Annotated in this window: 19 protein-coding genes; 10 read left to right on the forward strand and 9 right to left on the reverse strand. The window is 71.8% G+C overall.

Annotation, left to right across the window (positions count from 1 at the left end):
* The first annotated feature begins 102 nt into the window (after positions 1–102).
* Entirely contained in the window at positions 103–693 is a 591-nt protein-coding gene (locus ACPXCS_RS10870) for an isochorismatase family protein (protein ID WP_425947473.1), read from the forward strand.
* A 39-nt stretch (positions 694–732) separates the two neighbouring features.
* Here ACPXCS_RS10870 and ACPXCS_RS10875 read toward each other — a convergent pair whose 3' ends face one another.
* On the reverse strand, positions 733–1,077 hold the full coding sequence (locus tag ACPXCS_RS10875; protein ID WP_425947475.1) for a hypothetical protein: 345 nt from the start codon (positions 1,075–1,077) through the stop codon (positions 733–735).
* Positions 1,078–1,199: 122 nt separating this feature from the next.
* Positions 1,200–3,548, reverse strand: coding sequence for an immune inhibitor A domain-containing protein (locus ACPXCS_RS10880; RefSeq protein ID WP_425947477.1), 2,349 nt, complete (start codon positions 3,546–3,548; stop codon positions 1,200–1,202).
* 402 nt (positions 3,549–3,950) lie between these two features.
* Here ACPXCS_RS10880 and ACPXCS_RS10885 point away from each other — a divergent pair, with 402 nt between their 5' ends.
* A complete protein-coding gene (locus tag ACPXCS_RS10885; RefSeq protein ID WP_425947576.1) occupies positions 3,951–4,229 on the forward strand; it encodes a hypothetical protein in 279 nt (92 codons plus the stop codon).
* Positions 4,230–4,272: 43 nt separating this feature from the next.
* On the opposite strand, the gene ACPXCS_RS10890 is transcribed toward ACPXCS_RS10885, so the two are convergent.
* Positions 4,273–4,983: an RDD family protein gene (locus tag ACPXCS_RS10890; RefSeq protein WP_425947479.1), complete on the reverse strand. Its 711-nt coding sequence runs from the start codon at positions 4,981–4,983 to the stop codon at positions 4,273–4,275.
* A 60-nt stretch (positions 4,984–5,043) separates the two neighbouring features.
* Positions 5,044–6,825, reverse strand: coding sequence for an RDD family protein (locus ACPXCS_RS10895; RefSeq protein WP_425947481.1), 1,782 nt, complete (start codon positions 6,823–6,825; stop codon positions 5,044–5,046).
* Between the two features lie 245 nt (positions 6,826–7,070).
* Between ACPXCS_RS10895 and ACPXCS_RS10900 the strand changes: the two genes are divergently transcribed.
* Positions 7,071–7,481 carry an SsgA family sporulation/cell division regulator gene (locus ACPXCS_RS10900; RefSeq protein ID WP_425947483.1) on the forward strand — a complete coding sequence of 137 codons (411 nt, stop codon included), beginning with the start codon at positions 7,071–7,073 and terminating at the stop codon, positions 7,479–7,481.
* A gap of 11 nt (positions 7,482–7,492) precedes the next feature.
* Here the strand turns inward: ACPXCS_RS10900 and ACPXCS_RS10905 are convergent, their stop codons facing one another.
* Both ACPXCS_RS10905 and hppD read right to left on the reverse strand, forming a co-directional pair.
* Entirely contained in the window at positions 7,493–8,899 is a 1,407-nt protein-coding gene (locus ACPXCS_RS10905) for an FAD-binding oxidoreductase (RefSeq protein ID WP_425947485.1), read from the reverse strand.
* Positions 8,900–9,007: 108 nt separating this feature from the next.
* Entirely contained in the window at positions 9,008–10,153 is a 1,146-nt protein-coding gene (gene hppD / locus ACPXCS_RS10910) for a 4-hydroxyphenylpyruvate dioxygenase (RefSeq protein WP_425947487.1), read from the reverse strand.
* 123 nt (positions 10,154–10,276) lie between these two features.
* On the opposite strand from hppD, the gene ACPXCS_RS10915 reads away from it, so the two are divergent.
* The 7 genes from ACPXCS_RS10915 (at position 10,277) to ACPXCS_RS10945 (ending at position 15,261) form a co-directional block, all read left to right on the forward strand.
* Entirely contained in the window at positions 10,277–10,747 is a 471-nt protein-coding gene (locus ACPXCS_RS10915; protein ID WP_392112184.1) for an Lrp/AsnC family transcriptional regulator, read from the forward strand.
* A gap of 19 nt (positions 10,748–10,766) precedes the next feature.
* On the forward strand, positions 10,767–11,414 hold the full coding sequence (locus ACPXCS_RS10920) for an ABC transporter permease (RefSeq protein WP_425947490.1): 648 nt from the start codon (positions 10,767–10,769) through the stop codon (positions 11,412–11,414).
* Positions 11,407–12,645: a betaine/proline/choline family ABC transporter ATP-binding protein gene (locus ACPXCS_RS10925; RefSeq protein ID WP_425947492.1), complete on the forward strand. Its 1,239-nt coding sequence runs from the start codon at positions 11,407–11,409 to the stop codon at positions 12,643–12,645. Before ACPXCS_RS10920 ends, ACPXCS_RS10925 begins: the two co-directional genes overlap by 8 nt.
* A complete protein-coding gene (locus ACPXCS_RS10930; protein ID WP_425947494.1) occupies positions 12,642–13,481 on the forward strand; it encodes an ABC transporter permease in 840 nt (279 codons plus the stop codon). Before ACPXCS_RS10925 ends, ACPXCS_RS10930 begins: the two co-directional genes overlap by 4 nt.
* Positions 13,478–14,437: a glycine betaine ABC transporter substrate-binding protein gene (locus tag ACPXCS_RS10935; protein WP_425947496.1), complete on the forward strand. Its 960-nt coding sequence runs from the start codon at positions 13,478–13,480 to the stop codon at positions 14,435–14,437. Before ACPXCS_RS10930 ends, ACPXCS_RS10935 begins: the two co-directional genes overlap by 4 nt.
* Before the next feature lie 64 nt (positions 14,438–14,501).
* On the forward strand, positions 14,502–15,089 hold the full coding sequence (locus ACPXCS_RS10940) for an ArsR/SmtB family transcription factor (RefSeq protein WP_425947498.1): 588 nt from the start codon (positions 14,502–14,504) through the stop codon (positions 15,087–15,089).
* 1 nt (position 15,090) lies between these two features.
* Complete coding sequence (locus tag ACPXCS_RS10945; RefSeq protein WP_425947499.1) at positions 15,091–15,261, forward strand: hypothetical protein; 171 nt, start codon at positions 15,091–15,093, stop codon at positions 15,259–15,261.
* Here ACPXCS_RS10945 and ACPXCS_RS10950 read toward each other — a convergent pair.
* The 3 genes from ACPXCS_RS10950 to ACPXCS_RS10960 form a co-directional block, all read right to left on the reverse strand.
* Positions 15,258–16,049, reverse strand: a complete 792-nt coding sequence (locus tag ACPXCS_RS10950; protein ID WP_425947500.1) for a S16 family serine protease — start codon at positions 16,047–16,049, stop codon at positions 15,258–15,260. The genes ACPXCS_RS10945 and ACPXCS_RS10950 overlap by 4 nt on opposite strands.
* 102 nt (positions 16,050–16,151) lie before the next feature.
* Positions 16,152–16,793, reverse strand: coding sequence for an IclR family transcriptional regulator (locus ACPXCS_RS10955; RefSeq protein ID WP_425947502.1), 642 nt, complete (start codon positions 16,791–16,793; stop codon positions 16,152–16,154).
* Positions 16,794–17,113: 320 nt separating this feature from the next.
* On the reverse strand, positions 17,114–18,913 hold the full coding sequence (locus ACPXCS_RS10960) for a DEAD/DEAH box helicase (RefSeq protein WP_425947504.1): 1,800 nt from the start codon (positions 18,911–18,913) through the stop codon (positions 17,114–17,116).
* Positions 18,914–19,077 lie beyond the last annotated feature (164 nt).

Consider the following 19,077-nt stretch of genomic DNA (forward strand, 5'->3'; position numbering starts at 1 on the left):
CGATGCGCCGACCCGCGCCCCCTCCCGACCCCGCTCACTTGTTCGTAGGCTCGGCAGTGCACCGGCCGGGCTCGCCGACCCCATAGCCGAAGGACACCGACCATGCGCCGCGCCTTGATCGTCGTAGACGTGCAGAACGACTTCTGCGAGGGGGGCAGCCTCGCCGTGGCCGGCGGTGCCGACGTGGCCGCCGCCGTCACCGAGCTGATCGGGCAGGCGGCCGGCTCCGGCTACCAGCACGTGGTGGCCACCCGCGACCACCACATCGCGCCCGGCGGCCACTTCTCCACCAACCCCGACTACGTCCGCTCCTGGCCGGCGCACTGCGTCGCCGGCACGGAGGGCGTCGGCTTCCACCCGAACTTCGCGCCCGCCGTCGCCTCCGGGTCGATCGACGCGGTGTTCGACAAGGGGGCGTACGCGGCGGCCTACAGCGGCTTCGAGGGGACCGACGAGAACGGCACCCCCCTGGCGGAGTGGCTCCGCTCCCGCGACGTCACCGAGGTGGACGTGGTCGGCATCGCCACGGACCACTGCGTGCGTGCCACGGCCCTGGACGCCGCGAAGGAGGGCTTCCGCACGCACGTGCTGCTCGACCTCACCGCCGGAGTGGCCCCGCAGACCACCGAGCGGGCCCTGGAGGAGCTGCGGGAAGCGGGCGTGGAGCTCTCCGGCAAGCCGGTCGTCCAGTAGCCCGCCGGGCCCGTCCGGCGGCCCGGCGGGGCCCGCGGCTCAGGTCTGGGCCGTGGGGCGCCGCAGCAGGGACCTGATCGGCCGCCACAGCTCCTGGACCAGGTCCGGGCCGGCGACGACACCGTTGTCGGGGGCCGTGCGCCATATGAGGCCGTCGGGGTGGTGGAGGACCGCCGTGACCTCGTCGGGGGTCGGCGGGGCGGCGTTGCCGCGCAGGTAGACGGATCGCAGACCCAGGTTGCGGAGCCTGGTCAGGGCCCGCGCCCGGTTCGCGGAGTGGACGAGCACCCGGACGGCGCCGGGGCTGTCGGCGGCGGGGCTGGGCAGGTTCAGTGCCACCACCACCGTGCCGTTCGGCAGCTTGCAGAAGCCTCCTGCGGCCATGCGGTCATACCCCCGTGTCGGTCGGTGTCAATAAGCGAGCCACAGGACGCACCTAAACACGGATCGGCGGCGACCCGCCAGTGGGTCGCCGCCGATCATGCTGTGACCTGCAAGGATGCGGATTACCTACCCGCGGGGCCGACCTCCAGCTCGATCGTCGAGCCGTCCTTGGCCTCCTTGAGGATCTTGATCTTCGTGTTGGTGTCAGTGATCTTGACACCCGCCGTCGGGTTCGACTCGTCGTAGTAGTCGCTCGTGCGGTCGTTGAAGACCGAGACGCCCTTCGAGCCCGGGATGTACTTCGCCACGTCCGCCTTGTGCAGCGTCATGCCGTCGGTGCGGTAGAGGCTGAACGGCGAGTCGTAGGACTGGATGCGGTTGCGCATCAGCGTGCCGTCGGACCACTTCAGCGCGTCCGGGTGGGAGTCGATCGGCAGGACCAGACCGGTGCCCTTGTGCTGGCTGGTGTTGTTGTCCGCCTGGGAGGTGTCCCACTTCCAGATCAGCAGGCCGTTCTGGTACGCGTAGTGCTCGACCCAGTCCGGACGCTCGGTGAAGCCGAAGTTGTACGGGCCGGTCTTCAGCGTCTTGTCGTACGACACGTACTGCCGGTTCTCGGCGATGTAGTACTGCGCGTAGTCCTTGGTGAAGGACGCGCCGATTCGGGAGAAGCCGGTGGCCTTCCACGCCTCGTCCGCGGTCTCGGCGTTGTCCGTGAAGACGGGCGCGCCGTCCGCGGTCACCGTGATGGCGTCGGCCGCGAAGCCCTTCTGGGCCACACCGCCGTCGGTCTGGTAGCGGAAGCGCAGGTCGATCTTCTTGCCGGCGTAGGCGTCCAGCGAGAAGGCGAGCTTCTTGTAGCCGTCGACCGTGCCGGTCAGGGCCGGCTTGTCGCTGCCGTCGCGCGGGATCGGCTGGCCGTCCACCGTGCCGTCGAGGGCGGTCCAGTTGGCACCGCCGTCGGTCGAGACCTCGGTGTAGAGGTAGTCGTACTCGGCCTCGATGTCGTACCAGCCGTCGAGGGTCAGCTGGGCCTTCGCCCTGCCGGTGAGGTCGACCGAACGCGTCAGCGTGTTCTTGAGGTTGTCACCGCTGCCGCTCCACCACTGGGTCTTGCCCTCGGCGGGCGTGACGATCTCGGTGGTGACCGCCTTCTTGGGCAGGTCGACGACGAGGGCCTGCTTGTGCTTGGTGTTGTACTCCGCCACACCCAGCTTGTGCCACGAGTCGACGCCGGCCTTGGCCTTGTCGTAGTTCAGCCAGCCCAGCTGCAGCTTGTCCCAGGCGGTCATGTCGCCGGGCAGGTCACCGATCTCGTTCTTGCCCTCGCCGAGCCAGGAACCGGACGACATCAGCGTCCAGAAGCCGGTGGAGTTCTCGCCGCCCGCGGTGTCGTAGTGGTCGGGCAGACCGAGGTCGTGGCCGTACTCGTGGGCGTAGACACCGAGTCCGCCGTTCTCCGGCTGGACGGTGTAGTCGCCGACCCAGATGCCCGTGTCGCCGATCTTCGCGCCGCCGAGCTTGTTGTTCTCGGGGCCGGTGGCGCCGGCGTCGGTGCCGAAGGCGTACCAGCGGTGCGCCCAGATCGCGTCGGTGCCCTGGGCGCCGCCGCCCGCCGACTCGTCCTCGCCGGCGTGCACGATCTGGAAGTGGTCGATGTAGCCGTCGGACTCGTTGAAGTCGCCGTCGCCGTCGAAGTCGTAGCGGTCCCACTCGTCGAACCGCGCGACGTCCGCCTTGATCTGGGCGTCGGTCCTCCCCGCTGCCTTCTGCTGGGAGACCCAGGCGTCCAGACCGTCGCTGACGACGTTCCACACACTGGAGCAGTTGGTCTGGCCGCAGGCGTTGTTGCCGTAACGGGCCTCGTTGTAGGGGACCTTGACCCAGTCGGAGACCTCGCCCTCGACCGAGTAGCGGCCCGAGGACTGCTTCTCGTAGTAGGTCTTGACCGAGTCGACGCCCTTGCCGGAACCGAAGTACAGGTCCTGGAAGTAGTCCCGGTCGTAGTCGGCCCGCCAGGCGGTGGAGTTGTCCTTCTTGCGGTCCGGCTTGGGTATCTGGTTGTGCAGCGGGCCCGCCGTGCCGCCGTAGCGCGGGTCGGTCTTGTCGCCGAACTCGACCAGGATCGTGAAGATCTTGTCGGTCTTCTCGCGGCCGAGCTCGACGTACTTGCTGTCGCCCTTCTTGCTCTTGAGCTGGACGACCTTCGAACCCTCGCGGTTCTTGACCTTGCTCTCGCCGGATATGACCTGCTCCAGGGCCTCCTGGCGCTGAGCCTCCTGGGTCTTGCTCAGGGGGCCTTCGAGGTCGTGGTCGTCGTGGTGACGGTCCGCCGGGTCGTGCCGGTCCACGGTGGTGGACCGGGGGGCGGAGGTGTCGTCGGCCACCGCGTAGGTGGAGGCGGTGGCTGTGGCCGCCGCGAGCGCCACACCGATGGCGGCCGCCCGGAACGTCCAGGGTCTACTGGTCACTTGAGTTCCTCCCCCGCGTCCGTGCGCGCGGAAGGAAGGGGTCCTGGTCAGGTGCGGCCCGCGCGCGCGTGATCAACGCGTGTAGTCAAGTGACGACATTTGACTAGAGGTTTAGAAGAAAAGACAGACCTTGACTTGGACAAGTCAAGTGCACTATGCGGAGGCCACGTTCGTTTTACGGACAACCAGACGGTTGTCCCTCCGGGATAGGGCGCGTGCATATGTCCACTCCGTGGACGTCATGACTCCGTGCGCCCCCTGTGCACCGCCCTTGTGGATGAGGTCACGCTTACCGCTCGTTCCCGTCGGGCAGCCTGCCGGTTAGAGTCGCTTGGCGGAACGCCCGGAAGCCGGCGGAATGCCAGGCCGACGCCCCCGTGGACCCCCACTTTCGAGGACATGATGGCCATGCCCCGTCCGACCGCCGCACAGCTCGCCTACGGTTCGTGCACCGTGATCCTCTCGACCCTCGCCATGCTGCTGCTGTCTCGGACGAGTTCGGGTGCGGGGATCGCGTTCATCGCCGTCGCGGCGCTCGCCCTCGGGCTGCTGGTCGCCATGACCGTGCCGCTGCCCGGCCGCCGCCCGGCGGCAGTCGAGCAGCCCGCGCCGAAGGAACCGCTGCGGGCCCCGGCCGCCGCGTCCGCCCCGGAACCGGTGCGGGAGCGGGCGGCCTCCTGACCGCCCGTCCCGCTCGTGCGCCGCTCGCCGGTGCCGCCTCGCCTCAACTGGTGCTGACCACGACCGTCTTGGCCGCCTTGTCGTGCAGGCCCTGCTTGTAGGGCCGGTCGAAGAAGCTCCAGCCGCCGCAGATCGCCGTCCAGACGCAGGCGCAGCAGAAGGCGAACGGGATCCACAGCACGGCCGCGCGCGCCAGCGCGGTCTGCACGGAGGGCGTGGCGCCGTTGTCGAGGTTGGCCACGCGCATGCGCAGCAGCCTCTTGCCGAGGGTCTGCCCGGTCCTGGCGGTGAGGACGGTGTCGTAGGCGATGTAGAGGACGGCGGCGACCGCCGACTGCCAGAAGGACTTGCCGACCTCGACGCGGTCGCTGTCGACGTCGTACTCGCTGACGCCGAAGCCCCAGGTGAGCAGCCAGACGACGACACCCACCAGGATCATGTCGAGGATGCGGGCGAGCGTGCGCTTGCCGCTGTCGGCGAGCGGGGGCATCCCGGCGAGGGGGTCGGAGGGGAAGGAACCGCCTCCGTAGGGGTCACCGCCGTAGGGGCCGCCACCGGGTGGGCCGCCACCGGGCGTGCCTCCGCCGTAGGGGTCACCGCCGTAGGGGCCGCCGCCGGGCGGACCGCCGCCGTACGGGTCACCGCCGTACGGGGAGCCCGCGCCCTCGCCGGGCGGCTCGCCCGGGGGCCGCTTCCGGAACGGGTCGTCCTCCGGGGGCTGCCGGCCGGAGTCGGGGGGCGGTTCACTGCTCATGGCCCGAGTCGACCGCGAACGCCCGGGCTCCGCATCCGGCAGACGGCCGTCCGAGGGAGCTCAGCCCGCCACGAACGTGTGCGCGGCCTTGTCGTGCCAGCACTGGCGCCACGGCTTGTCGAAGAGGCACCAGGCGACGCCGACGACGCCCACGACGAGGAGACCGGGCACGCTGTAGACCAGCCAGCGGCGCAGGGCCGCGCCGAACTCCGGTGCGTCATGGCCCTCGATGTCCCGCACTTCGAGGCCCATCAGCTTCTTGCCGAGGGTGCGGCCCCACTTCGCCGTGGGCAGCGCCTCGCTGAGGATTCCGGCGAGCAGCAGCACGGCCAGGATGATGCCGAGGTAGACCGAGGTGGTCCCGTCGAGCAGCCACACCGTGACGGTCTCGCCGGAGAGCCTGGCCGCTTCGATCTTCTCGTCGACGTGGTCGACGGCCTTGCCGCCGAGCGGGACGGCGGCGACGGCGGTCAGCCCCAGGAGCACGACGGTGTCCACGAGACGGGCCGCAAGCCGCTTGCCCAGCCCCGCGGGGCGGGCCGAGGCCTGGCGCCGGGCGGCCGCCTGGAACACGTCCTCCACCGGCGGCTTCCAGGGCGCCACGGGCTGCTCCTCGCCCCCGCCCGCGCCGGCGAGCCGGTGCACCTGCTGCGCCCACGAGGACTGACCGCCGCCCGGACCGGCACTGAGCGGAGTCGCCGCGGAGGCCGCCGGGGCGGCGGGGCCGGACGGGGAGCTGCCCGCCTGCGGGGGGACGGTGGGGGCCGCCTGGGGTCCGGACGGTGCCGCGGGACCGGCGGCGGGGGCCTGGGCGGCGGCCCGGGCGGCGGCGGCCTTGCCGGCTCCGAAGCCGGGCCGGTTCGCGCCGTCGGCGGAACCGGCCGCGCCGCCCTGCGCGCTGAAGGCGGGTCCGGCCGGAGCCTGTACGGGGCCTGCCGCCGGAGCCTGTGCGGGACCGGCGGCGGCGACGGGCCCGCCGAAGGCGGCGCCGCCGCCCGGGCCGGAGGAGCCGGCCGGACCACCGAAGGCGGCCCCCGCCGAACCCCTGCCCGGGTCCGGCGAACCGGCCGGTCCGGAAGCCCCGGGAACACCGGAAGCGCCCTGAGACGCCCGCGAACCGGCAGCGCCCGCAGGACCCGCGGGGGCCGCCGCAGGGCCCGCCGCACCGGCCGGACCGAAGCCCGGCGCCCCGGCGTCGCCGCCCGTGCGCGGGGCCACCGCGCGGAACGTCATCGTGCCCTCGTCGGGCGTCTCGGCGGCGGCCCCCGTCGCGGGCTTCCCCGGCTTGCCCGACGGGCGGCGGAAGACGAACGTGCTGCCGGAGGCCGCGGCTTCGGCCTCGCGGTCGGCCGGCGGGACCGGCGCCGAGCCGTCGGCGCGCGGGGACTCACCGGCCGGGCGGTCGGCGCGCGGCACCCTCGGGTCGGCGCCCTGCCGGTCCCCGGCCTGCCGGGCCGTCTGCTGCGCTCCTTGCGCCCCCTGCGGCGCGCCCCACGAGACACGGCGGTCCTGGTCGCCGCCGAAGCCGGACTGCCGGGAGCGGTCCGCGCCCCAGGCGGAGGCCGGTTCGGGACGGCTGCCGTGCTGGGCGTCGGCGGGAACGGGCTCCTCGACCGGGTCCTCGTCGAAGAAGTGCGGGCCGGTCTCCTCGACCGAGGCGGCGGGCGCCGCCCCCGCACCGGGCGGCGGCGCGAGCGACTCGCCGTCCTTGGGCGCCGGACGGCTGGTGCCCGGTACCCAGGAGGCACCGTTCCAGTACCGGACGTATCCAGGAATGGACGGGTCCGGGTAATACCCTTCGCGGGGCCTGTCGTCACCGGGGGCCGGGGTTGGGGCGCTCATGTCCGTCGTCCCGTATCTGCTCGGGGGCCAAATGGGGGCCTCCACATCTATCAGACGAGCGCAAGCCCCACCGCCGCTCCCACCGGACCCGCCCCTTTCGAGCACCGATGTGCTACGCACGGCGCCGCCCCGCGGCGTACCCCTGCGAAAAAACTTCCGGCAAGACGCGTAATGCCGCCGCCCGCGCCCGCTCTCTCCTGCCGACAGGCCCGCACGGGCAACCGCCGGAAGAAGGGAAGACCGCCATGCAGACCGTGGTGGAGCGCGAACTGGAGCTGAATCTCGTCCTGTCGCCGGAGCGCAGGATCCCGGTGCCGGCCCGGCTCGGGTACGTCAGCGACGACCCGTACGCCGTCCACGTCACCTTCCACATCGACTCCGCGCACCCGGTGTACTGGACGTTCGCCCGGGAGCTGCTCGTGGAGGGCGTCTTCCGGCCCTGCGGGCACGGGGACGTGCGGGTGTGGCCGACGAAGACCGAGGGGCGCAGCGTGGTGCTGATGGCGCTGAGCTCACCCGACGGGGACGCCCTCCTGGAGGCCCCGGCGGCGCAGGTGTCGGCCTGGCTGGAGCGCACCCTGCGGGTCGTGCCGCCGGGGTCGGAGGGCGAGCAGCTCGGACTCGACGACGAACTGGCCGAGTTGCTCGCCCAGTGACGGGTCCGGGCTCAGAACAGCTTGCCGGGGTTGAGGATGTTCAGCGGGTCGAAGGCCTGCTTGACGGCCCGCTGCATCTCCATCCCGACGGGGCCGATCTCGCGGGCCAGCCACTCCTTCTTCAGCACGCCGACGCCGTGTTCGCCGGTGATGGTGCCGCCGAGTTCCAGGCCGAGGGCCATGATCTCGTCGAAGGACTCGCGGGCCCGGCGGGACTCGTCGGGGTCGGCCGGGTCGAAGCAGACCGTCGGGTGGGTGTTGCCGTCGCCGGCGTGGGCGACGACCCCGATGGTGAGCTGGTACTTCTCGGCGATCCGGTCGACGCCTTCGAGCATCTCGGCGAGCCGGGAGCGCGGCACGCACACGTCGTCGATCATCGTGACGCCCTTGACCGCCTCCAGTGCGGTGAGCGACAACCTGCGTGCCTGCAGCAGCAGTTCGGACTCGGCGGCGTCGTCGGCGGGGACGACCTGGGTGGCGCCGGCGGCCTCGCACAGCGCGCCGACGGCGGCGAGGTCGGCGGCCGGGGCGGTGGTGTCGAACGCGGCCAGGAGCAGGGCCTCGGTGGTCTCGGGCAGGCCCATCTGCGCCAGGTCGTTGACGGCCTTGACCGTCGTGCGGTCCATGAGTTCGAGGAGTGACGGGACGTGGCCGCCCTCCATGACGCGGCACACGGCGTCGCAGGCCGCGGCCGCGGAGGGGAACTCGGCGGCCAGCACGAGTTGCCGGGGCGGCTTGGGCCGCAGCGCGAGCACGGCCCGCACCACGATGCCGAGCGAGCCCTCGGAGCCGACGAACAGCCGGGTCAGGTCGTAGCCGGCGACGCCCTTGGCGGTACGGCGGCCGGTGGACATGAGACGGCCGTCGGCGAGCACCACGTCGAGGCCGAGGACGTACTCGGCGGTGACCCCGTACTTCACGCAGCACAGGCCGCCCGAGGCGGTGCCGATGTTGCCGCCGATGGTGCACATCTCCCAGCTGGAGGGGTCCGGCGGGTAGTAGAGGCCGTGTTCGCCGACGGCCCGGGACAGGGCGGCGTTGACGACGCCCGGCTCGACGACGGCGATGCGGTCGACCGGGTTGATCTCCAGGATCCGGTCCATCTTCGTCAGGGAGAGCACGATGCAGCCGTCGGAGGCGTTGGCGGCGCCGGACAGTCCGGTGCGGGCGCCCTGCGGGACGACGGGGACGCGCAGGGCGGTGGCCGTGCGCAGCACGTGCTGGACCTGTTCGGTCGTGCGGGGCAGCACGACGACGGCCGGGGTGCCGGCCGGGCAGAAACTCGCCATGTCGTGGGCGTAGGAGGCCGTGACGTCGGGGTCGGTGAGCACCGCGTCGGCGGGCAGGCCGCCGAGCAGCAGGTCGACGAGGTTGCCGGTCCGGTCGTCGCGAGGCGCTTCGATACGGCTCATGATCACAGGTTCGCACCCGGGGCCATCGGTGTGAACCCCGTCGGCGGCTGCCTTCACCTGTCCGGGGCGTGCGGGTGCCCCGTGACACCCGCACGCCCGGGACGCGCCGTCGGGCTACAGGTTGCCGCGGCGGGCCTGCTCGCGCTCGATCGCCTCGAACAGGGCCTTGAAGTTGCCCTTGCCGAAGCCCATGGAGCCGTGCCGTTCGATGATCTCGAAGAAGACCGTCGGGCGGTCCTGGACCGGCTTGGTGAAGATCTGCAGCAGGTAGCCGTCCTCGTCGCGGTCGGCCAGGATCTTCAGTTCGCGCAGGGTGTCGATGGGCACGCGCGTCTCGCCGACCCACTCGCCGAGCGTGTCGTAGTAGGAGTCGGGCGTGTTGAGGAACTCCACGCCGGCCGCGCGCATCGTGCGGACCGTCTGCACGATGTCGTTGGTGTTGAGCGCGATGTGCTGCACGCCCGCGCCGCCGTAGAACTCCAGGTACTCGTCGATCTGGGACTTCTTCTTCGCGACGGCCGGCTCGTTGATCGGGAACTTGACCTTGAGCGTGCCGTCGGCGACGACCTTGGACATCAGCGCGCTGTACTCGGTGGCGATGTCGTCGCCCACGAACTCCTTCATGTTCGTGAAGCCCATGACCTTGTTGTAGAAGCCGACCCACTCGTTCATGCGGCCGAGCTCGACGTTGCCGACGCAGTGGTCGATCGCCTGGAAGGTGCGCTTCGCGGGCGGCGCGACGATCGGCTGGGCCGCGACGTAGCCGGGCAGGTAGGGGCCGTCGTAACCGGAGCGCTCGACGAGGGTGTGGCGGGTCTCGCCGTAGGTGGCGATCGCGGCCAGGACGACCGTGCCGTGCTCGTCCTTCACCTCGTACGGCTCGGCGACCGAGCGGGCGCCGTGCTCCAGGGCGTAGGCGTACGCGGCGCGCGCGTCCGGCACCTCGATGGCGAGGTCGACGACGCCGTCGCCGTGCTCGGCCACGTGCCGGGCCAGGAAGTGGCCCCAGTCGGTGGCGGGCTTGATGACCGAGGTGAGGACGAACCGGGCGGAGCCGTTCTCCAGGACGTAGCTCGCGGTCTCGCGGCTGCCGTTCTCCGGTCCGGAGTAGGCGACCAGCTGCATGCCGAAGGCGGTGGAGTAGTAGTGCGCCGCCTGCTTGGCGTTGCCCACGGCGAAGACGACCGCGTCCATTCCCTTGACCGGGAAGGGGTCGGCCTGCCGTGCGGTGTCGGGAGTGTGGTGTGTGGTCTGCGTCATAGCCGCAGGGTCTCCCCGCTCGGCAAGGTGCGCAATAGTTTGCGATTCGGCTGGGCAATCTGTTCAGCAATACGGCCGAAGCATCGGTCTTTCTGTACAGGATGACCACCTCGGGAGGCTGCTGTGGCGATCGATCAGCTGGACGGCCGGATCATCCTGCTGCTCGCCCGGGAGCCGCGGATCGGGGTGCTGGAGATGTCCCGGCGGCTGGGTGTGGCGCGGGGCACCGTGCAGGCCCGGCTGGACCGGCTTCAGTCGAACGGAGTCATCCGCGGATTCGGCCCCGAGGTGGACCCGGCGGCGCTCGGCTATCCGGTCACGGCGTTCGCCACGCTCCAGATCCGGCAGGGGCAAGGGGCCGACGTACGGGCCCACTTGGCGACCGTGCCGGAGGTGCTGGAGCTGCACACGACGACCGGCAGCGGGGACATGCTGTGCCGGCTGGTGGCCCGTTCCAACGCCGATCTCCAACGTGTGATCGACCGGGTCGTCGGTTTTGATGGCATTGTCCGGGCCTCCACGGCGATCGTCATGGAGAACCCCGTTCCGCTGCGGATCATCCCGCTCGTGGAGCAAGCCGCGGAGGAGACCTGACGTCATGGGGTGAGCGCGTGTGAACTTCTGGGAGTACCTGGCAGGCCGGCACCAGCAACTGCTCACGGACGCCTACCAGCACGCCAGTGCCGTCTTCCAGTGCATGGTCGTGGCGACCCTGCTCGGGGTGCTGCTCGGTGTCGCCACCTACCGCAGCGAGTGGGCCGGGAACCTCGCGACCACGACCACCTCCACCGTCCTGACCGTGCCCGCGCTCGCCCTGATCGGTCTGCTCGTCCCGGTGGTGGGCCTGGGCGTGGCGCCCACGGTGATCGCGCTGACGCTGTACGGGCTGCTGCCGGTCGTCCGCAACGCGATCGTCGGACTGCGCGGGGTCGACCCGGCGCTGGTGGACGCGGCCACCGGCATCGGCATGTCCCGTCCGGCCCGGCTGCTGCGGGTCGAGCTGCCGCTGGCCTGGCCGCCCATCCTGACCGGCATCCGGGTCGCGACGCAGATGCTGATGGGCATCGCCGCCATCGCCGCGTACGCCTCGGGGCCGGGCCTGGGCAACGTCATCTTCCGCGGGCTCGCCTCGCTGGGCAGCGCGAACGCGCTCAACCAGGTCCTCGCGGGCACGCTCGGCATCATCGTCCTCGCGCTGCTGTTCGACGCCGCGTACGTCCTGATCGGGCGGCTGACCATTCCCAGGGGGATCCGTGCCTGAGACCGGCGACCACGGTGCCTCCATCGAGCTGGAGAACCTGACCAAGCGGTTCCACGGCAGCGCGCAGCCGGCCGTGGACAACGTGAGCATGGAGATCAAGGCGGGCGAGGTCGTCATCCTGGTCGGCCCGTCGGGCTGCGGGAAGTCGACCACGCTCAGGATGATCAACCGGCTGATCGAGCCGTCCGGCGGGCGGATCCGCATGGGCGGCGAGGACGTCACCGACATCGACCCGGTCGGGCTGCGCCGCAAGGTCGGCTACGCGATCCAGTCCGCCGGGCTGTTCCCGCACATGACGGTCGCGCAGAACATCGGCCTGGTCCCGAAGATGATCGGCTGGCCGAAGGCCCGGATCAAGGAGCGCACCGAGGAGCTGCTCGACCTCGTCGGGCTGGATCCCGGCGAGTTCCACGGCCGCTATCCGCGCCAGCTCTCCGGCGGTCAGCAGCAGCGGGTGGGCGTGGCCCGGGCGCTGGCGGCCGATCCCCCGGTGCTGCTGATGGACGAGCCGTTCGGGGCGGTGGACCCGATCACCCGGGACCACCTCCAGGACGAACTGATCCGGCTCCAGCACGAGCTGCGCAAGACGATCGTGTTCGTCACCCACGACTTCGACGAGGCGATCAAGCTCGGTGACCGTATCGCCGTGCTGCGCGAGCGCTCGCACATCGCGCAGTTCGACACCCCCGAGGCGATCCTGACCAATCCGGCGGACGACTTCGTCTCCGGGTTCGTGGGTGCCGGGGCGGCGCTGAAGCGGCTGAACCTGACCCGGGTGCGGGACGTGGAGATCACCGACTACCCGACCGTCACGGTCGACGATCCGCTGCAGCAGATCTTCAACCGGCTGCGGGCCGGCGGCACCAACGAGGTCCTGCTGCTCGACCGGCGGGGCCGCCCCTACAAGTGGCTGCGGCGCGGCGACCTGATGCGGGCCAGGGGCTCCCTGGCCCGGGCCGGGACGCTGGTGCACGACACGGTCACCCGGGACGCGACCCTGCGCGACGCGCTGGAGGCGGTGCTCACCGACAACGCGGGGCGGGTGGCGGTGACCGGGCGGCGCGGCGAGTACACGGGCGTCGTCGACATGGAGACGCTCATGAACTCGGTGCACGAGATGCTGGAGGCCGACCGGCTCGACGCGATGGAGCACCGGCACGAGCTGGAGTCGCTGCGGGCCGCGCAGACCCGGTCGGAGCAGGAGGGCGCGGGCCTCGGAGGGGAACGGTGAGCACCGCGGCGGCCGAGGAGACCGCCGAGCGCCCCGGCGGGGACTCCGGGGCCGCCGGGGAGAGCGGGCCGGTCGGGCAGACGCGCCGCCCGGAGCGCCCGCCCGCCCGCGTCAGCTGGCAGAAGCTGACCTTCCTGCCCGTCGGCCTGATCGTCGTGCTCCTCGCCACCTGGCTCTGGTTCGAGCAGGCCGACCTGGACGCGCTGACCCGCAACGCCCTGTCGGGCGGCCAGGTCTCCAAGGCGCTGTGGCAGCACATCCAGCTGACCGCGATCTCCACGTTCTTCGTGCTGGTCATCGCGATCCCACTGGGCGTCCTGCTGACCCGCGGGGCGTTCCGCAGGGCCACGCCGGTGGTGATGGCCCTCGCCAACACGGGCCAGGCGACCCCGGCGATCGGCCTGCTCGCCCTGCTGGTGATCTGGCTGGGCATCGGCCGCAGGGCCGCCCTGATCGGCATGATCCTGTACGCGGTCCTGCCGGTGCTGTCCAACACGATCGCGGGCCTGAAGGCGAACGACCCGACCCTGCTGGAGGCGGGCCGCGGCATCGGCATGTCCCCGACGGGCGTGCTGACCCGGGTCGAACTCCCCCTGGCCGTCCCGCTGATCCTGGCGGGCGTGCGCACGGCCCTCGTTCTCAACGTCGGTACGGCGACCCTGGCGGTCTTCGGCGGGGGCGGCGGACTGGGCGTGCTGATCACGACCGGGATCACCAACCAGCGGATGCCGGTGCTGGTGCTGGGGTCGGTCCTCACGGTCGTGCTGGCGCTGCTGGTGGACTGGCTGGCCTCGCTCGCCGAGCTGCTGCTGCGGCCGCGGGGGTTGCGGGCATGAGGGGCCGGGCGGGACTGGCCGTCCTGCTGCTGGCGGCCTCCGGGTGCGGTCTGACCAGCGGCTCCCCCATGGCCGACGCCGTGCGGCCCGGGTCGATCGGGCGGGGTGAGCCGCTGCGGGGCGCGAACCTGACGGTGACGTCGAAGTCGTTCACCGAGGGGCTGATCCTGGGCGCGATCATGGGCATCGCCCTGGAGGCGGCCGGGGCGCAGGTGCTCGACCGCACGGGCATCCAGGGCTCCATCGGCAGCCGGGAGGCGGTGCGCAAGGGCGACGCGGACGCCGGGTACGAGTACACGGGCACGGCCTGGATCACCTACCTCGGGCACAGCGAGCCGATCGCGGATCCACGGCGGCAGTGGGAGGCGGTGAAGAAGGAGGACGCGGCGAACGGGCTGGCCTGGCTGCGGCCGTCGTCCCTCGACAACACCTACGCGCTGGCGATGAACCAGGAGAACGCGAGGAAGTACGGCACGAAGACCATGTCGGACGTGGCGAAGCTGGCGAAATCCGACCCCGGCGCCGTGAGGCTGTGCGTGGAGGTCGAGTTCGCGAACCGGGCGGACGGGCTGCCGGGCATGCAGAAGCGGTACGGGATGAACCTGCCGGCGCGGAACGTCACGCAGATGGACACGGGGATCATCTACACGCAGACGCAGAAGGGCAGTTGCCCCTACGGCGAGGTGTTCACGACGGACGGGCGCATCAAGTCGATGAACCTGGTCGTGATGGACGACGACAAGAAGTTCTTCCCCAACTACAACGCCGCGCCGATGATCAACGCGAAGACGCTGAAGGAGTGGCCGGCGATCGCGGACGTCCTGGACCCGGTGACGGCCCGGCTGAACAACACGGTCGCGCGGGACCTGAACGCGAAGGTGGACGTGGACGGGGAGGATCCGCACCAGGTGGCGCTGGACTGGATGGTCCGGGAGGGGTTCGTCGAGGAGGACTGAGGACCGCGGGACCACGAGTTGCAAAGAAAGCCTTGCAAGGGTTTCTTTGCAAGGATACCTTTGCATGGTGACGGAATCCCGGAAACCTGAGGTACGGCAGCTCGACGCCCGGTCCCTGCGCGGACTCGCGCACCCCTTGCGGATCCAGCTGCTGGACGCCCTGCGCTTCGGCGGCCCGGCCACCGCCTCCCAACTGGCGGCGAAACTGGGCGAGTCGAGCGGCGCCACCAGCTACCACCTGCGCCAGCTCGCGGAGTACGGCTTCGTCGAGGACGCCCCCGAGCGGGGCAAGGGGCGCGAGCGGTGGTGGAAGGCCGCCCAGCTCGGCCTCCGCTTCGACGACGCCCTGCTCACCGACGCGGACCCGGCCGTGCGCGGCGCGGCGGACCTGTATGTGCACGAGGTCGCCACCGCCCAGACCCGGGCCGTGTCGACCTGGCTGGGCAACCGCGACGCATGGCCCGAGGAGTGGACCCGCGTCTGGGACCTGAGCAGCTGGACGCTGCGCCTGACGCCCGAACTCACAGAGGAACTCGTCGGGGAGCTGCACGCGCTGCTCGACACCTACCGCGACCGCGAGGCCGACGAGGGCACCCCCGGCGCCGAGCGGGTCCGCTTCCACACCCACGCCTTCCCGATCAGGACGGACTGAGATGCACCCCGACATCCACCTCGCCCTGCACCACGCCCGCGCGGCCGAGCTCCGCGCCGAGACCGGCCCACGCCCGGCACACCGCCGTGACCTGCGGACGCGTCTCGGCTGGACCCTCGTGGAGGTCGGGCTGAAGCTGGCCACCCAGCCGCGCCCGGCCGCCGCGCACTAACAGCTCGGGACGGACCCCTTGCCCGTCTGAAGGGCCTGCAGGGCGCTCACCGTGCCCTTCAGCGTCGTGACCGGGATCAGCCGCAGGCCCTTCGGCAGCTCGGAGCGCGCGTCCGCGCACTCGGCCTCCGGCACCAGGAACACGGTCGCACCGTCCCGCCTCGCGGCCTGTGTCTTGAGGGCGACGCCCCCCACCGCGCCGACGGTGCCGTCCGCGTCGATCGTGCCCGTGCCGGCGATGACACGGCCGCCCGTGAGGTCACCGCCCGTGCCGTCGCCGTCGAGCTTGTCGACGATCCCGAGGGAGAAGAGCAGCCCCGCGCTGGGCCCGCCCACGTCGGCGAGCTTCAGGCTGACCCTGACGTCCTCGGCGTCGAGACCGAGGTACCCGAGCGCGGCCTCGGTCGCCGCGTCCTGGGACTCCTTCATCTGCTTCTCGTTGTGCCGCTCGATCTCCCTGACCGTGTTCCCGCGCGGGTAGAGGGCGTCGCGCGGCATGACGGCCTCGTCGGTGCCGAACCAGCTGTCGACGACGTCCGGGAGGGAGACGCGGGTGTCCGGTGACGTCGCCGCGATGGTCGTCATCCGCAGCTGCCCACGGGTCTCCCGGGACGGCGCCCCCGAGATGGTGATCACCGGCGCGCCCTTGTGCTCGCCGAGCACGTTCGCCGTCTCGCCCGGCTGCGCCACCGAGAACGGCAGCGGCGCGAACACGGCCGTGGCGAGCAGGGCCACGACGGGCAGGGCGCAGACGGCGAGGGCCTGGGGGCGCGTGAGGCGAGAGAACACGGGATCAATCTAACGCGGGGGCGGGACGGGCCCGGGGTCAGGTCGTCGCGGCCCCGTGCGGGCCCGGCCCGAGCGGTCGGCCCGGGACAGCCGGGCCGCGGGTCAGCTCAGCGCCTCCGCCACCTCGCGGGCCGCGTCGACCACGCGCGCTCCGACCCGTTCCGGTACGACGTCGGCCAGCATCACCACGCCGACGCTGCCCTCGACGCCCGTCACGCCCAGCAGCGGGGCCGCCGCGCCGCAGGCGCCCGCCTCCAGCTCCCCGTGGGTGAGGGTGTAGCCCGGCTCCGCCCGCGGGTGCTGCCGGGCCGCGAGGATGGCCTTGCCGGCGGCGCCCCGGTCCAGGGGGTGCCGGAACCCGGCCCGGTAGGCGACGTGGTAGTCCGTCCAGGTGGGCTCCACCACGGCCACGGCGAGGGCGTCCGCCCCGTCGACCAGGGTCAGGTGCGCCGTCGCGCCGATGTCCTCGGCCAGCGACCGCAGCGCCGGCATCGCGGCCTCCCGTACGAGCGGGTGGACCTGCCGCCCCAGACGCAGCACACCGAGCCCGACCCGGGCACGCCCGCCCAGGTCACGGCGTATGAGCGCGTGCTGTTCCAGGGTGGCGAGCAACCGGTACACCACGGTCCGGTTCACGCCCAGCCGGAGGGACAGCTCGGTCACGGTCAGTCCGTGGTCGGTGTCGGCGAGCAGCTTGAGGACCCGCAGTCCACGGTCGAGCGTCTGGGAGGTCTCCGCGGTCACGACGCCCACTCCTTAGTGGTGAGGTCGGCGGCCCCCTGGTCGGCGGATGCGTCACCGAGTCCCGTCGGCGACGCGCATCAGAGGCCGCCGATCGGCCGGCGGCCCGGTCTGTCCGGGCCGCGTCGCTTCACGGCTGCGCTCCGCGGCGGCGCTGCCACGGGGCGTATGCGTAGCGGGACAGTAGCGAAGGGGGTTCGCTGAGCGGAAGGCTCCGTCCAGAATCCGGGCACGGCCCGGGGCGGAGTGCTCTGTTTGGGCCGGTATGCACGCCCCCCAGGTTGTGGAGCCCTCCCGCCAGGTTGTGGAGCCCTCCCGCCGCGTCACTTCATGCGCGTGGCCCACTCCTGGACCTTGGCGATGCGCTGCCGCAGCTGCCCCGCCGTCGCCTCGGCCGCCGGCGGGCCCCCGCACACGCGCCGCAGCTCGGTGTGGATCACGCCGTGCGGCTTGCCGCTCTGGTGGACGTAGGCGCCGACCATGGTGTTGAGCTGCCGGCGCAGCTCCATCATCTCCTTGTGGGAGACGACCGGACGCCGCTCGGCGGGCAGCTCCAGCAGGTCGGCCTCCTCGTCCGGCTTCTTGCGGCTGTGCGCGATCTGCCGGGCCTGCCGCTTCTGCAGCAGCAGCTGGACCTGGTCGGGCTCCAGCAGTCCGGGGATGCCGAGGTAGTCCTGCTCCTCCTCGCTGCCGGGGTGGGCCTGCATGCCGAACTCGGCGCCGTTGTACATGACCCGGTCGAAGACGGCGTCGGACTCCAGCGCCTCGAAGGGCAGCATGTCCTGCTCGCCGGTGTCCTCGTCCTGCTCCCTGTTCGCCTCGTCCATCTCCTTCTCGGACTCGGCGTAGGGGTCCTCCTCGCCCTCCTTCTTGGGCTTGTCGAGGACGTGGTCGCGCTCGCGCTCCATCTCGTTGGCGAAGGTGAGCAGGTCCGGCACGGTCGGCAGGAACACGGACGCCGTCTCGCCGCGGCGCCGCGACCGCACGAAACGCCCGACGGCCTGTGCGAAGAACAGGGGCGTGGAGATGGTGGTGGCGTACACCCCGACCGCGAGCCGGGGCACGTCGACGCCCTCGGACACCATCCGCACCGCGACCATCCACCGGTCGGTGTTCGCGCTGAACTCGTCGATCCGCTCGGAGGCGCCGGAGTCGTCGGACAGCACCAGGGTCGCCTTGCTGCCGGTGATGTCCCGGATGAGCTTGGCGTAGGCGCGCGCCGACTCCTGGTCCGAGGCGATGACGAGCGCGCCGGCGTCCGGAATGGCCTTCCTGACCTCGGTCAGCCGCTGGTCGGCGGCGCGCAGCACGGCCGGCATCCACTCCCCGCGCGGGTCGAGCGCGGTCCGCCAGGCCTGGCTGATGGCGTCCTTGGTCATGGGCTCGCCCAGCCGGGCTTCGATCTCGTCGCCGGCCTTGGTGCGCCAGCGCATGTTGCCGCTGTAGGAGAGGAAGATGACCGGCCGGACGACGTTGTCGGCGAGGGCGTTGCCGTAGCCGTAGGTGTAGTCGGCCGCGGAGCGCCGGATGCCGTCGTCGCCCTCCTCGTACGTGACGAAGGGGATGGGGTTGGTGTCGGACCGGAAGGGCGTACCGGTCAGGGCCAGCCGCCGCGTCGCGGGCTCGAACGCCTCCAGGCAGGCCTCGCCCCACGACTTGCTGTCACCGGCGTGGTGGATCTCGTCGAGGATGACGAGGGTCTTGCGCTGCTCCACGCGGTTGCGGTGCAGCATGGGCCGCACGCCGACACCGGCGTACGTCACGGCGACCCCGTGGTACTCCCGGCCGAGCGGCCCGGCGCTGTACTCCGGGTCGAGCTTGATCCCTATACGGGCGGCGGCCTCGGCCCACTGCTTCTTCAGGTGCTCGGTGGGGGCCACGACGGTGACCTGCTGCACGACGTGGTGGTGCAGCAGCCAGGACGCCAGCGTCAGCGCGAAGGTCGTCTTGCCGGCGCCGGGGGTGGCGACCGCCAGGAAGTCCCGCGGCTGCTCCTGGATGTACTTCTCCATCGCGCCCTGCTGCCAGGCGCGGAGCTTGCTGGCGGTGCCCCAGGGGGCGCGCCCGGGGAACGCCGGGGAGAGGTGGTGCGAGGCAGTGCTGGTGCCGGCGGTGGTAGTCACGGTCTCCGTTGGGGGTCGGGCGGCTCGTGCGAGGGAGCCTGACGGCTCGGCTACGTATGACAACCGGGCCACCCTACCGGCGCGCCCCGGCGCTCAACGCCCGGACCGGGCCGGGTCCCCCACGGGTGGGACCGACGTCACAGCTCCCTCAGCCGCCCCGCGAT

The organism is Streptomyces sp. DT190 (assembly GCF_049846985.1).
Taxonomy (GTDB): Bacteria; Actinomycetota; Actinomycetes; order Streptomycetales; family Streptomycetaceae; genus Streptomyces.

Excerpts from the sequence above, each read along its gene's own strand:
- ACPXCS_RS10875 (WP_425947475.1), bottom strand. The coding sequence starts at position 1,077 with ATGGCCGCAGGAGGCTTCTGCAAGCTGCCGAACGGCACGGTGGTGGTG.
- ACPXCS_RS10945 (WP_425947499.1), top strand. The coding sequence starts at position 15,091 with ATGCACCCCGACATCCACCTCGCCCTGCACCACGCCCGCGCGGCCGAG.
- ACPXCS_RS10870 (WP_425947473.1), top strand. The coding sequence starts at position 103 with ATGCGCCGCGCCTTGATCGTCGTAGACGTGCAGAACGACTTCTGCGAG.
- ACPXCS_RS10890 (WP_425947479.1), bottom strand. The coding sequence starts at position 4,983 with ATGAGCAGTGAACCGCCCCCCGACTCCGGCCGGCAGCCCCCGGAGGAC.
- hppD (WP_425947487.1), bottom strand. The coding sequence starts at position 10,153 with ATGACGCAGACCACACACCACACTCCCGACACCGCACGGCAGGCCGAC.
- ACPXCS_RS10895 (WP_425947481.1), bottom strand. The coding sequence starts at position 6,825 with ATGAGCGCCCCAACCCCGGCCCCCGGTGACGACAGGCCCCGCGAAGGG.
- ACPXCS_RS10935 (WP_425947496.1), top strand. The coding sequence starts at position 13,478 with ATGAGGGGCCGGGCGGGACTGGCCGTCCTGCTGCTGGCGGCCTCCGGG.
- ACPXCS_RS10900 (WP_425947483.1), top strand. The coding sequence starts at position 7,071 with ATGCAGACCGTGGTGGAGCGCGAACTGGAGCTGAATCTCGTCCTGTCG.
- ACPXCS_RS10940 (WP_425947498.1), top strand. The coding sequence starts at position 14,502 with ATGGTGACGGAATCCCGGAAACCTGAGGTACGGCAGCTCGACGCCCGG.
- ACPXCS_RS10885 (WP_425947576.1), top strand. The coding sequence starts at position 3,951 with ATGGCCATGCCCCGTCCGACCGCCGCACAGCTCGCCTACGGTTCGTGC.